General features: G+C 44.7%; 10 protein-coding genes and 2 pseudogenes. 4 read left to right on the top strand and 8 right to left on the bottom strand.

What is annotated here, in order from left to right:
* Positions 1 to 649: pseudogene (locus tag L5M38_RS22835) on the top strand (IS3-like element ISSba5 family transposase); the annotation flags it as partial.
* Here the strand turns inward: L5M38_RS22835 and L5M38_RS22830 are convergent.
* The 3 genes from L5M38_RS22830 to guaB form a co-directional block, all read right to left on the bottom strand.
* Complete coding sequence (locus L5M38_RS22830; protein WP_263180415.1) at positions 568 to 1,611, bottom strand: ATP-binding protein; 1,044 nt, start codon at positions 1,609 to 1,611, stop codon at positions 568 to 570. The pseudogene L5M38_RS22835 and the gene L5M38_RS22830 overlap by 82 nt on opposite strands.
* Positions 1,612 to 1,983: 372 nt before the next feature.
* Entirely contained in the window at positions 1,984 to 3,561 is a 1,578-nt protein-coding gene (guaA, locus tag L5M38_RS22825; RefSeq protein ID WP_263180414.1) for a glutamine-hydrolyzing GMP synthase, read from the bottom strand.
* Between the two features lie 118 nt (positions 3,562 to 3,679).
* Positions 3,680 to 5,146: an IMP dehydrogenase gene (guaB, locus tag L5M38_RS22820; protein WP_006085677.1), complete on the bottom strand. Its 1,467-nt coding sequence runs from the start codon at positions 5,144 to 5,146 to the stop codon at positions 3,680 to 3,682.
* A 120-nt stretch (positions 5,147 to 5,266) separates the two neighbouring features.
* Here guaB and xseA point away from each other — a divergent pair, with 120 nt between their 5' ends.
* Positions 5,267 to 6,613: an exodeoxyribonuclease VII large subunit gene (xseA, locus tag L5M38_RS22815; protein ID WP_219253447.1), complete on the top strand. Its 1,347-nt coding sequence runs from the start codon at positions 5,267 to 5,269 to the stop codon at positions 6,611 to 6,613.
* 329 nt (positions 6,614 to 6,942) lie between these two features.
* Here the strand turns inward: xseA and L5M38_RS22810 are convergent, their stop codons facing one another.
* Entirely contained in the window at positions 6,943 to 8,616 is a 1,674-nt protein-coding gene (locus tag L5M38_RS22810; RefSeq protein WP_263168926.1) for a diguanylate cyclase, read from the bottom strand.
* A 245-nt stretch (positions 8,617 to 8,861) separates the two neighbouring features.
* Here L5M38_RS22810 and L5M38_RS22805 point away from each other — a divergent pair, with 245 nt between their 5' ends.
* A complete protein-coding gene (locus tag L5M38_RS22805; protein WP_131525349.1) occupies positions 8,862 to 9,713 on the top strand; it encodes a DMT family transporter in 852 nt (283 codons plus the stop codon).
* 63 nt (positions 9,714 to 9,776) lie between these two features.
* Here the strand turns inward: L5M38_RS22805 and L5M38_RS22800 are convergent, their stop codons facing one another.
* The 3 genes from L5M38_RS22800 to L5M38_RS22790 form a co-directional block, all read right to left on the bottom strand.
* Positions 9,777 to 10,316, bottom strand: a complete 540-nt coding sequence (locus L5M38_RS22800; RefSeq protein WP_168823283.1) for a YfaZ family outer membrane protein — start codon at positions 10,314 to 10,316, stop codon at positions 9,777 to 9,779.
* 166 nt (positions 10,317 to 10,482) lie between these two features.
* Entirely contained in the window at positions 10,483 to 11,001 is a 519-nt protein-coding gene (locus tag L5M38_RS22795) for a GNAT family N-acetyltransferase (protein WP_263180413.1), read from the bottom strand.
* A gap of 91 nt (positions 11,002 to 11,092) precedes the next feature.
* Positions 11,093 to 12,463 (bottom strand): magnesium transporter, encoded by a 1,371-nt coding sequence (locus tag L5M38_RS22790; RefSeq protein WP_263180412.1) that lies wholly within the window; start codon positions 12,461 to 12,463, stop codon positions 11,093 to 11,095.
* 150 nt (positions 12,464 to 12,613) lie between these two features.
* On the opposite strand from L5M38_RS22790, the gene L5M38_RS22785 reads away from it, so the two are divergent.
* Complete coding sequence (locus tag L5M38_RS22785) at positions 12,614 to 13,099, top strand: glutathione peroxidase (protein WP_263180411.1); 486 nt, start codon at positions 12,614 to 12,616, stop codon at positions 13,097 to 13,099.
* 357 nt (positions 13,100 to 13,456) lie between these two features.
* Here L5M38_RS22785 and L5M38_RS22780 read toward each other — a convergent pair.
* Positions 13,457 to 13,687 (bottom strand): annotated as a pseudogene (locus tag L5M38_RS22780) (IS4 family transposase); the annotation flags it as partial.

The following is a 13,687-nucleotide window of genomic DNA, read 5'->3' as shown; positions in this document are numbered from 1 at the left end:
TCGTTATCGAGCCCGTAATCTAATGAAAAAGCTTGGGTTATTAAGCTGYCAGCAGCCTAAGCATTCTTATAGAAAAGCGACACAAGAGCATGTTGCAATCCCCAATACGCTTAATCGACAGTTTGCAGTAACTCAACCAGATCAAATGTGGTGTGGCGACGTGACGTATGTTTGGGTCGGTAATCGTTGGGCTTATCTAGCCGTTGTTCTTGACTTATTTTCCCGCAAACCTGTTGGATGGGCCTTGTCATTATCACCAGATAGTGCGCTGACCTGTAAAGCTTTGAAAATGGCATTTGAGTTAAGGGGTAAGCCTGAGAATGTGATATATCACAGCGATCAAGGTTCGCATTACACRAGCTTGAAATTCAGACAATTAATATGGCGTCTTCAGATTGAGCAAAGTATGAGTCGTCGCGGGAATTGTTGGGATAACGCACCAATGGAGCGTTTCTTTAGAAGTTTGAAATCTGAGTGGATACCCGCCAGTGGTTATGGGAATTTTACAGAAGCAGATAAAGAGATCACAAATTACATCACTGGATATTACAGTGAGACMAGACCCCATCAATATAATGGTGGGTTAACGCCAAATGAGTCMGAACGTTTATATTGGAATGACTCTAAAACCGTGGCCAATTTTACTTGACCACTACATACGGCCGATACCTTGCTTGCAAGCGAAGAGTGTAAATCTGAAGGGCAATTATCGAGGATCATGATGACCCGTTTACCCTCTGCAATCAGCCTGTCTAGCATTGCTGTAGCAGAAGGCTCCGGACTTTCACCTGTGTCGACATAGACTGCGATAGTCCGGTCAAGCGCATCTGTACCGACCGTTTCATCGAAAAGTGCCTGTACAATTCTGGTCTTTCCAACACCAGATAACCCAGTGATGCGAACCGCCTTCTTAGTAGAGCGAATAAGATCTCGCATCGGTGCAATGGCGTCATTAATGCTGAGCTGTTGCCCCCAGCCTGACGGCAGAGTGACAGTCACACCCGAGGCTGAAATCAAGATGTCCAGCGTCCCCTCTGGTGGATTGCTCCATGCGCCGTATGGCTGCCAACCTGAATATCCCTGACCGAGATTTCTTTTTGTCCAGAGCATAACTGACGGATGTTGCCGTACCCATAGAGCCAGTTTATAACGGTCGTAGAAGTCCAAGTAAAGATTGTCACTATTAGGATCATCCGCTACGGCATCTCGCATTGCTTTGAGGCGGTCCCTCTTCATAGGAGGAGAGCAATCATCACCTAAGCTGACAATGATATAGCTCCCACCTCTTTTGGCATGTTCAGAGATGGTCGGTGACAGTTTCCCAGCGGTGACCATTTCCTTGATGATCGCAGCCATCGGCATTGAATGCTTTTTTGCCTGAAGAATTGTGTTGGGCCTTTCGAGAAAACCTGTGCTCAGCTGAGCGACAGGGACTTGAACGTGAATATCAATCCCACCATCAGCAGCATTAATTGAACCTGACCAGTTTACATACGCAGGGCTATGCCCCTGCGCTGCTATTTCAGCCTCGGCGAGGCGAGCAATCAACTCTTCGAGCAGAGTATCAGAGAGTCGGAGTAATTCGTCTTTCTCAATATCAAAAATTGCCACGGTAATCCTCAGCTGAACATCTTGTTAACTCTATCTAGAGCAAGATAATTTTATCGGATAATCAAGAATTCGATAATAACAGCTCTTAGCATAATGATTAAAAAGAAGTTTAAGGAGAAAAACCTTATCAATAGATGTGTTAACTCAAATAGTGGTACACAATCCCGCATTGGAAAGAAAGTGCTGTCTTATATAATTACTCAGTCAAAGGACTGCAATTTGCGTCCGAAGCAATACTGACTGCTTCAGATTTTTAGATCACCTTGTTTTTTTTAGAAAAAATATCGTCATCCCAATAAAAATGCCAGTCAATAAAATGACTGGCATTGAGATAAACCATAAATAGTATCTTATTAACTATTTATATTTAGGCTATTCCCATTCGATAGTCGCTGGCGGCTTGCCAGAGATATCGTAAACCACACGGGAAATGCCATCGACTTCGTTAATGATGCGGTTTGATACGCGGCCTAAGAAATCATAGGGTAGATGTGCCCAATGGGCCGTCATAAAATCGATTGTTTCAACTGCGCGCAGTGATACAACCCAGTCATATTTACGGCCATCGCCCATCACGCCAACAGAGCGTACAGGTAAGAACACGGTAAAGGCTTGACTGACTTTATTGTATAAGTCGGCTTTATGCAGTTCTTCGATGAAGATAGCATCGGCGCGGCGCAGCAAGTCACAGTATTCTTTTTTCACTTCACCTAATACGCGTACACCAAGACCTGGTCCTGGGAACGGGTGACGATAAAGCATGTTATATGGCAGACCTAACTCAAGACCAATTTTACGCACTTCGTCTTTGAACAGTTCACGCAGAGGCTCGACTAAACCGAGCGCCATATCGGCTGGCAAACCGCCAACGTTGTGGTGAGATTTAATCACATGGGCTTTGCCTGTGGCACTGCCGGCAGATTCAATCACGTCTGGATAAATCGTGCCTTGCGCTAACCATTTGGCATTGGCGCATTTTTTCGATTCTTCATCGAAAATTTCCACGAATACGCGGCCGATGATCTTACGCTTAGCTTCTGGATCGGCTTCGCCTTTCATCGCATCGAGGAAACGGTTTTCCGCATCAACGTGGATGATATTCAGGCCGAAATGATCGCCAAACATTTCCATCACTTGCTCGGCTTCATTCAAACGTAATAAACCGTTATCAACGAATACGCAGGTCAGTTTTTTGCCGATAGCGCGGTGTAGCAGCATAGCCACAACCGAAGAATCAACACCGCCCGATAATCCTAAAATCACTTCATCATCACCGATTTGCTTCTTCAAGCGCTCAATCGCATCTTCGATGATAGAGGAGGGTTTCCAGTTGGCTGCACAGCCACAAATGTCTAAGGCAAAGTGCGATAACATTCGCATACCTTGGCGAGTGTGGGTCACTTCTGGGTGGAACTGTACGCCGAAGAATTGCTTTTCTTCGTTTGCCATAGCGGCAAATGGGCAAGTGTCCGTTTTAGCGACCGCCACAAACCCTTCAGGAATAGCCGACACTTTATCGCCGTGGCTCATCCATACGTCGAGTAAGGGTTTGCCGTCACTTCTAACCGCATCTTCGATGCCTTTGAATAGCAATGAATCTGTTAGCATTTCAATTTGAGCGTAGCCGAATTCACCTTCGCCCACACCTTGGATCACTTTACCGCCCAACTGCTCAGACATGGTTTGCATGCCGTAACAAATGCCCAGTACCGGCACACCTGCGGTAAAGACGTATTCAGGCGCACGCGGCGAGTTTTCAGCCGTGACACTTTCTGGTCCGCCCGCAAGAATAATGCCGTTCGGGGCAAATTCGCGGATTTGGGCTTCGGTGACATCCCAAGCCCATAATTCACAGTAAACGCCGATTTCACGGATACGACGGGCAATCAGTTGAGTGTACTGGGATCCAAAATCGAGGATCAGTATCTTGTGCTCATGAATATCGCTCATGGGTAACCTTTATCTCATCTATTGTTTTAACATTGCTCAAAGCAGCGATTGCCAGCTTTAAGTATTGGATCATACGTTTTACAAAGAGGCGGCTTACGCCGCCCCTCTTATCAAACGATTAAGAACCTGAACGGTAGTTCGGCGCTTCTTTCGTGATAGTCACATCGTGAACGTGGGACTCGCCCATGCCCGCTGAAGTCACTTTCACAAATTGGGCTTTTTCATTCAGTTCTAGAATGGTGGCACAACCGGTTAAGCCCATGCATGAACGAAGGCCGCCCATATGTTGATGGATGATTTCCTTCAACTTGCCTTTGTAAGGCACGCGCGCCTCTACACCTTCGGGGACTAACTTGTCTGCAGCATTGTCCGATTGAAAATAGCGGTCAGAAGAACCTTGAGACATAGCGCCTAATGAACCCATACCACGGTAGGATTTATACGCACGGCCTTGATATAACTCAGTTTCGCCCGGTGCTTCCTCAGTTCCCGCAAACATTGAACCCGCCATGATGCAAGATGCACCCGCAGCTAATGCTTTGGCTAAATCGCCAGAGAAACGAATGCCGCCGTCGGCAATCACAGGAATACCTAGGCTCTTCATGGCTGCAGCGGCATCGGATACTGCGGTAATTTGTGGTACGCCCACGCCTGTCACGATACGAGTCGTACAGATAGAACCTGGGCCAATACCCACTTTAACTGCGTTAACACCCGCTTCGACTAAGGCTAATGCACCTTCAGCTGTGGCAACGTTACCACCGATAATTTGCAAATCAGGATGTTTAGCGCGCGTTTCACGAATGCGTTGTAAAACGCCTTCGGAATGACCGTGGGAAGAATCGATAAGTAAAACGTCAACACCGGCTTTAACCAGAGCGTCAACACGCTCTTCATTACCAGCGCCCGCACCTACGGCGGCACCAACACGTAAACGGCCTAACTCATCTTTACAGGCATTAGGTTTACGTTCGGCTTTTTCGAAGTCTTTAACTGTGATGAGGCCTTTCAGCTTATAGTTATCATCAACCACAAGAACTTTTTCGATACGATGTGAGTGCATCAATTTTTGCACTTCATCTAATTTAGTGCCTTCGGCAACAGTGACTAAACGCGCTTTAGGCGTCATCACTTCTTCTACCGTTTTGCTCCAATCTGTCACGAAACGTACGTCACGGCCAGTGATGATACCGACCAGCTCGTTGGCTTCGTTGACCACGGGATAACCCGCAAAACCATTCTTCAGTGTTAACACTTTCAGATCGGCTAAGGTCGTTGATGGGGTCACAGTCACAGGTTGTTGAACCACGCCCGCTTCGTAAATTTTTACTTTACGAACTTCTTCGGCTTGTTTTTCAATGCTCATGTTTTTATGAATAAAGCCTAAGCCGCCTTCCTGCGCCATCGCGATCGCAAGACGAGCTTCGGTAACTGTGTCCATAGCGGCAGACACAAGTGGGATATTCAATTCAATGGTATTGGTCAGGCGAGTTTTTAGAATGGCGGTATTTGGGAGTACAGTCGAATGCGCAGGAACAAGCAACACATCGTCAAAAGTAAGCGCTTCTTTAATTAAACGTAGCATATGCAACATCTCCCCAGTTGAGTAGGATTTAGAGGTGAAATATTGCGGCGGGATTATACCTTGCATATCGCCACTGGTAAATGGAAAATAGTAAATATCCCCATTTTATTGAGTTATTCGATGCAAGGCACCAAAAACAACATTTATACTGTCTCGCGGCTCAATGGTGAAGTCAGGCAAATCCTCGAGGGGCAACTGGGTAAAATCTGGCTCAATGGCGAAATATCCAACTTTTCCTCCCCCAGCTCAGGGCATTGGTATCTCACCTTAAAAGACCACTCTTCGCAGATCCGTTGCGCCATGTTTAAGGGCCGTAACCAAACGGTCAGCTTTAAGCCCATCAATGGTCAGCAAGTGCTAGTCAAAGGCGCGATCAGCGTGTATGAACCCAGAGGCGACTATCAATTATTAATTGAGTCCATGCTGCCCGCTGGGGATGGATTACTCGCCCAGCAGTTCGATGCACTCAAGATGAAGCTCGCAGCCGAAGGATTATTCGCCGCCGACACCAAAAGATTGCTACCCAAAAATATTCAACGCATTGGCGTTATTACGTCACCTACGGGTGCGGCGATCCGTGATGTGTTACATGTATTGGCAAGGCGCGATCCTTCCATCGAAGTCATTATCTATCCGACTCAAGTTCAGGGCGAAACTGCGGCGCAGAGTATTTGTCAGGCAATCAATATCGCCAACCAACGTTTAGAAGTCGATGTATTACTGCTCACCCGCGGCGGCGGTTCGCTTGAGGATTTATGGTGTTTTAACAGCGAAGCCCTCGCCCACACGATTTATAACAGCGCCCTGCCCATTGTCAGCGCCGTCGGCCACGAAGTTGATACGACTATCAGTGATTATGTTGCTGATATCCGCGCCCCAACACCGTCTGCAGGCGCGGAGCTATTATCACAAGACAGTGATAATAAGGCGCAAAAACTCGCCACAGCCTTATCGCGCCTGCAACAAAGCGCGAAACATTATCAGCTTAAACAAGAAAGACGACTTAGTTTGCTAGAGCACAGACTGCAACGCCAAGACCCTAAACGGACTTTGCAGCAGTTCGAACAAAGATTCGATGAGATGCAATTACGACTAGAGTCCGCGCTGTCGAATCGCTTGCATCTGCTCAGCCGCCGTCAGCAGTTGCTCGCAAGCCGCCTTGAACAGCAATCTCCCAAGCATAAACTCGCCATTGAGGGTAACCGCTTAAGTTATCTTGCGAGCCGCTTACAGGATGCATTGCAGGACAAACTCAGCCAAAGTGAACAGCGGATAAAATACGCGGCCCATCAGCTTGAAACCGTCAGCCCGCTTGCCACGTTAAGCCGTGGTTACAGCATTACCACTGACATCCACCATCAAGTGGTCGACTCTGCCGATAAACTGGCTATCGGTGATAGTTTGCAGACCCGCTTGCGCCATGGACAAGTGATATCAACCGTCACTCAAATAAAACCGCTCGAATAAGGCTGATGTAATGTTTATGTTGATGCTACAACTTATTATTGAGTGTTTTGCCTTCCAAACTGCAAGGAAGAGGCGCTTAAGTTTCTTTGATATTAAGTCTTGAATTAAGCCACACACATAGGATTTAGTGAGATTAGGAATTAAGCTGATATGACTAAAGCGAACTGTTATTATTCATATTGTATAACTAACTGAAGAATATCTCATAATTAGAACATTTCAAGTAAGGTATCCATACAAGCATAACATCTAGTGAACCAGCTAAATTATTTATACATTTCAACCTGCAATCAAATACTTATTGTTGCATAAGGTTTATTTTTCAATAACTAGCTTAAATGTAGCCTCACATCGACACCGCGAGTATCTGCATACTCTTGACGACGCTTATCCATACGCGATTGATATAAGTGAGTGTCAGCAGAACGCAACCACTCATGGGGATCTGCGACCTCAGTGTTTAACGACATCCCAAAACTACACTGGCAATCTTTAAAACCATGGCTTGCTAATTCTTCACCTAAGCCACTCAAAGCACTCTGTAATAACTGGATACCAGCAGAAGGCGTCACAATCACAAACTCGTCACCACTAATCCGATAAACCTTCATGTGCGCTAAGTCTGTTGCTTGCAATAACTGCACTATCAACAGCAATAATCTATCGCCTTCTTGATGGCCGAGTGTTTCATTGACACTTTTCAGACTATCGATATTCAATAGTGCTAACGCCATCGGTTGCACGACTTTATCGGCAAATCCTAATTGTGAGTTCATATATTCGTCAAAAGCATAACGATTACCGACTCGCGTTAATCCATCTAAACGTGCCTTTTCCCATGCAATCGCTAACTCTTCAATATGCGCCTTACGTTCTTCAGCAAGTAATTTCAGCTTATTCGCTAACGCTAAGGACAGTAATAACGCATCAGCCGTACCGCCCATCAGAGTCGCAAGCTCTGCATGTTCAATGAAATCAGGAGTGAGCCCCATATTTCCGGGTAAAATAATCACCGCAGGCAACAGCAAGCAAGTAAAGGCAAGAATAAAATAACGCGCAGGAGCAAAGCCTTTCATCAAGCACACATTACCGCAGGTAATCGCTAAAGCAATCCATAGCATGATCAGTACAGAGGCAATAATTGCCGTATAGGATAACAACCAAATACTGGTCGGCAGAGCCACAATACAGGCAAACATTAAATACTGACTAAGACGCCACAGCCGCGGAGAGTAACTAGGTAACTGCAGGAAGTGCTTGTAAAACATGATATTAAAAATGGGCAAACTGATGAAAAACAGATGATGCAACTCGAGGTAATGGAAATTAAATAAGTGTGCAGGCAAATGGAAAGTCAGTGCCCAGCCACCAAAATAGGCAAATACGTAAAGACCATAGTAGAGAAACGCTTTATCAAGAATAGAGATATAAATCAAAATATTATATAAAGCGATAAACAATAATCCGCCTAAACACAGCAGCACTGCCATTGCGAGACGGTCAGACATAAGTTGATGATCCGCCACACTTTGCAATGCTATCTCAGGGGGAGATGAGTAATAACGGCTACTCAGCTTCACCACCAACCAATAATCCGTGCCCATATTCAAGGTGACCTTACGGCCATAATCGAATAAAAACTGGTATGGAGCAGTGTAGCCACTGTGGGCATGTTGTACGCTGCCGTCACTGCCGAGTATCCAATAATCTACGGATTCAATAATCGAATTACTTGCATCCACTACCCAGTTTGATTGACGTTGATTGACCATCACAGGTGTAATCATCCAATAATCGCCACCGGTTAAGCTGACCGAACTAGCTTCGTCGAGTTGTCCCATCCAATGGGACACGGTTTCAAACCGCTCAGGAGGCTGTTGATCCGCTTTAGCATGGAACAAATACGGGGAGTCCAACGCAATTTCAGCGCTTAATACAGAGGGACTTAATGTCCACAAGAAAAGTAAAAAACACCCAAATAGAGTTTGTTTAAGTTTGTTCATCGGCTTATTTAGTTAAAGGGCCATAGATCATTTTTACAGCTATGAAGAAAATGCTAATGCTGTCAATCTTAGTCGATAGTTGGATTTGTAGGTTAACTTTATGGCTACATTTAGTTTTTTACAATCTGTTAGGCTAAATTAGTCGGATATACCATGCCTTATGATGCTATTTTAGTCTCAAAGTCCAAACTGCGGCATGAAATTCAAGATACACCTTAATACTGACTTATTTTTGCTGGGATCCTATGCAGCCTCTATTGATGATTTTAGCCGCACAACTACTGATTGCCAGCGGTAACCTATTGGTTAAGTTGCTTGAAACCAATGTGCCTGTTTTTCAACTGGTGCTCTACAGGCAATTATTTGCCACTCTGCTTGTACTGCCTTTTGTGTGGCACTTACAGGGTAATCTTAAACTGAGTCCTTTTTACAAAGTGCATCTCGCCCGCGCACTATTGATTGGACTGGGCAACGCCATTTTTATGCTTGCTATTCTGCATCTTCCGCTCGCGACAGTAACAGCCGTGATTTATACCTCACCCTTGTTACTGCTAGTACTATCGGCCATTTTTTTAAATGAACGTATTGGTTATCGACGCATGGTCGCAGGTCTTATCGGCTTTAGCGGCATTTTGCTTATCAGCCAACCAACAGAATTTAACCTGTATATAGGTTTAGCCTTTTTCGGTGCCATAACATCAGCATTGAATAGTTTGATTTTAAAGGCCTATTCGACCCATGAACATCCTTTTTCCATGCTCTTTTGGTCTAATGCCTTTGCGATGATATTTCTGATACCTGCGACCTTATACGAAGGCGCCGAATTTAGTTTACCAGTGGCGCAAGTGGGGCTGACTTTGGGACTATTTTACATTGCCATGACCTATCTCATCATCCATGCCTATCGACGTGCCGATGCGAGCCAAATGGCACCAGTAGAATATACAGGATTGATTTTTGCAGCCTTGTTAGGCTGGTGGATACTCGATGAAGAACTCAGCCTAGTGATTTTAATCGGTATTGGATTAGTCATTTTCTCATCCATATTGCCAAGCTACAGTGAGCTAAAGGCGAAATGGAAAAGCCGGCGAAGTTAACCTCGGCCGGCTCTTTAATTCGACATCACGATCGCAATATAGCTAAATCAATATGCCTTGTGCTTAGAAACGGAATTTACCGCCAATATACACACCATCTTCGAAAGTAAAATTGCGGGCATCATCGTATTCGAAGGCAATCTTGCGGTAACCAACATAAAGTGCCATGTTTGGCGTTATACGGTATTGCACTTTTGAGTCTAATTCATAATGACCATCAACATTGCCAAATGACAATACAGACGGTGCATAGTAAGCCGCGGCGTGCAGTGAAATATTGGGTCCCATTGATAGTGCATAACGACCACCAACAGAAATGGCACTGCCATTGGGTGAATAGTCAGACCAAAGCTGGCTTAACTGAGCACCGACCTCAAAGTGATGCACACCCGCATCATGAGTCATGTGCATTGCACCTTGAGCGATATGGCCACCTTCATCCGCATAGATATAACCCAAAACCGCGTTAGTATCTTTGTTCAATTGCAGTTCTAACTCAGTTGAAACCACATCGTTGTTCAACCCAAGATTAAATTCTGACGCATTCACTTGCAGCGCTGCTGCACTCAATAATAAGACACTTGCTACTCTGAACTTAGCCATAAAAAAACACCTCAATAATGACTGTGGGTAATAGCCGCGGATCATACCGAATAAATAAAGAAAATCAGCCTATTTGCGTATAAAGAGGGATTATTTGCGAGGAATATACAAATGTAAAACAAGATGAAAACACATTAAGATCTAAGCATTTTCACTTACAACACAATTAGACCGTCGGGGTACGATCGCCAACTAAAGACTGCATTATCGCTTCAGCATCGACATTAACGCTTAAAGCTAAGTAATACCAACCCACAGTATTTCCCGTGCCACGGATACTCAAATAATTACGCCAAAACTGAAAACCTGCCTTCAATAAATTAGCTTGACTCGACGTGTTCTCGGCGCGAATTGTGGCGTATAAAATCAAGATCCCTAAAGCCTTAGCCACTTCGATACGTTTTTGCGTTAAACCTTGAGCTATGCCTTGACGCCGATAATGGGGCGACACCACCAGATAACCCAGTTCACCGACAGTGCCTTTACCAACAGTGCCTTTACCGGCTTTTATCGCAGCACAACCGACAATCTCACCCTCGATAGTTTTCGCTAAGATCACCGCACGGGAATGGAAAAAGACCTGATGATCCAACGGATGAGCATTATCATCACGCCCATCAATTAATTGTGCCGCCAGCGCTAATTCTTCCGGCTTTTTACCTATAACAAACTGAATGTTATTCATATCCAGATTAAACCGTTAATGTTCCCAACATACGGTGAATACACACAAAATTGCCGTGCATTCATCTTCCAAACTCACCCAAGAGCCCACGCTACAGATATAACAACGTCGCCATACCTAAGAAAGTAAAGAAACCCACCACATCGGTCACAGTCGTTAAGATCACTGAACCCGATAACGCCGCATCTTGATTAAACTTCTGTAACACCATAGGCACTATCACCCCAGCTATGGCGGCAACGGCCATATTAATCAATATCGCACAGCCGATCACTATACCTATCGTCGCTTCACCGAACCACCAGCCAGAGACTAAACCGATCACTATCGCCCACAAAAATCCGTTAACTATGCCAATGCCGAGTTCGTTCTTCATTAGCGAAAACAAGTTACCCGCCGAAATCTGTCCCATGGCCATACCGCGGATCATTAGCGTTAGAGATTGGCTCCCCGCGATACCGCCCATAGAAGCGACAATCGGCATCAACACAGCTAATGCAACCACTTGCGATAGGACATTTTCAAATAAACCAATAGTCGCTGAGGCAAGGAAAGCCGTCAGTAAATTGATCCCAAGCCATACAGCACGGCGCTGAGCACCTTTCATAATCGGGGCGAACAAGTCGTCGGATTCATCCATACCCGCTGTTGCCATCAACTGCGCCTCATAATGTTCACGCACTAATGCCGTTGCGGTTCGTAGCGTCACTCGGCCGATTAACTCTCCGGACTCATCAATCACAGGCAATTCAATTTCGCGGCTGTGCTCTATCGCTTCAGCCGCTTCCAAAAGACTCGTATCGGCGGATAACGCACGGCAGTCCTCAGACAAAAGTGAAATCAATAACTCATCGGGATTATGTTTAAAAATATCATAACGACGAACAGTACCTTGATACTTATCCAGATCATCAACGATAAACAAATTGTCGTTACAATCGAGCTCTATACGGCGAAAGAAGCGCTGCGCTTGAGCAACTGTCGCCTTATCACTGAGCACCAACATTTGATGATCGGTATAACGGCCGATTTCATTCTCCGAGTATTGATCATAAAGTTCGAATCGTTGTCGCTGACGCTCCCCCATCTGAGCCAAGGCACGATCGGTAAAACTTTCAGGAAGATAATCACTCCACTCAATTAAATCTTCAGGGCTTAATTGCGCAAATAACAGATCCACTTCATTGTCAGGCATCCGCTTCAGGATCCCCATACGTGGATCGGCACGCATTAGGCTCAGTACAGTCACTCTGTCAGCAAATTCAACTTGCTGCCAACGCTCATAACGCTCATCCAAGGGCAAGGACTCAAGCGCTAAGGCTATAGTTCCAGGTTCTGAGTCATTCAGAATTTCACTAAACACTTCAGCCTGTTCTTCGCCTTCAACTTCAGTGAGTTGTTGAACAACCTGCCCCACGTCCGCTTGCATGTTTGTTTCGTATTCTGCGTCATTTCCTATCACACAGATGCCCTTTCTTTAGCCACAAAATTACTGTAACTATATTGATAATTAAGTAAATTAGCAAACCCACAAAATAAATTGCGCGCAATTATATTGCTGAAAATTATTTTAAGGTTTATGCTGTTTGACTAAGATCCTACGGAGGTAAACATGACTACGAATATATACAGCCAATCAGCAACAGACATTCAAGGCAACGCGGTAAGCTTAGAGCAGTATCAGGGCAAAGTACTCTTAATCGTCAACACCGCCAGTGAATGTGGATTTACACCGCAATACAAAGGATTAGAAACGCTATATCAAAAATACAAAGATCAAGGATTAGTGATTTTGGGCTTTCCTTGCAATCAATTTGGCGCCCAAGAAAAAGCCGATGAACAAGGCATTCAAGCCTTTTGTGAATTGAATTTTGGCGTGACGTTTCCGCTATTTTCTAAAATAGAAGTGAATGGCGAACATACGCATCCACTTTATCAATACCTTAAGAAAGCCGCTCCCGGCGTATTAGGCACTCAAGGTATTAAATGGAATTTCACTAAATTTTTAGTTAATCGCCAAGGCGAAGCAATCGAAAGATTTGCATCAACGACCAAACCCGAAGCATTAGAAAGTAAAATTGCTGCTTTGCTAAAATAATTTAATCACTATCTATTTGAAATCTTGCAATTTATAAAAATTTAGATTTATTTTAATTTTTTATGGAACTTTAACCGTACAAGGCCCCTCAAATGTATTGAACAGTGAATGTCTTTTTCATGTTCATCATCTCCCTGGGGCTTCTAGCGCAGTCCCCTTGACCTAGGAATAGGTCATTAGGCAACCATTAGGTTGCCTTTTTTTATCCCTTTATTTTATATGTAATATAAATGTAACAACTAAGTGTGGGCACTCAATATCTCTCAAAAACTTTTTTTGTCTTTTTTCTGATATCGGTGAACTTAATTAAAAATGGCGACTCTGAGTATAGGTAAGGATCTGTCTCTTGATCAGATCTCATAGCGTTTTTCCGGCTTCAAAAAGGGCTTTGGCTAATCGATAGCCCTTTACTTGAGCCTGAAGATCATCCCATCCTTCCCAAATCGTGGTCCAGCTAGCCATTCCCGTGCGCTTGCTATCATTAAAGCCGCCTAATTTCGCCAGAGACTGATAGGCCCACTTCATATTTGGTGCCTCTTTGCCTTTGTGCGCCCTTGGCTTGTAGAGCGCCATCAGTACTCGCCATTC

It is taken from the genome of Shewanella sp. SM101 (genome assembly GCF_025654465.1).
GTDB classification, from domain to species: Bacteria; Pseudomonadota; Gammaproteobacteria; order Enterobacterales; family Shewanellaceae; genus Shewanella; species Shewanella oncorhynchi.
The sequence above is the reverse complement of the archived record's forward strand: the minus strand, read 5'-3'. Positions and strand labels throughout refer to the sequence as shown.

Bases quoted from the DNA above. Each gene is read 5' to 3' on its own strand.
- guaA (WP_263180414.1), bottom strand. From the start codon at position 3,561: ATGAGCGATATTCATGAGCACAAGATACTGATCCTCGATTTTGGATCC.
- L5M38_RS22785 (WP_263180411.1), top strand. From the start codon at position 12,614: ATGACTACGAATATATACAGCCAATCAGCAACAGACATTCAAGGCAAC.
- xseA (WP_219253447.1), top strand. From the start codon at position 5,267: ATGCAAGGCACCAAAAACAACATTTATACTGTCTCGCGGCTCAATGGT.
- L5M38_RS22805 (WP_131525349.1), top strand. From the start codon at position 8,862: ATGCAGCCTCTATTGATGATTTTAGCCGCACAACTACTGATTGCCAGC.
- guaB (WP_006085677.1), bottom strand. From the start codon at position 5,146: ATGCTACGTTTAATTAAAGAAGCGCTTACTTTTGACGATGTGTTGCTT.
- L5M38_RS22810 (WP_263168926.1), bottom strand. From the start codon at position 8,616: ATGAACAAACTTAAACAAACTCTATTTGGGTGTTTTTTACTTTTCTTG.
- L5M38_RS22795 (WP_263180413.1), bottom strand. From the start codon at position 11,001: ATGAATAACATTCAGTTTGTTATAGGTAAAAAGCCGGAAGAATTAGCG.
- L5M38_RS22800 (WP_168823283.1), bottom strand. From the start codon at position 10,316: ATGGCTAAGTTCAGAGTAGCAAGTGTCTTATTATTGAGTGCAGCAGCG.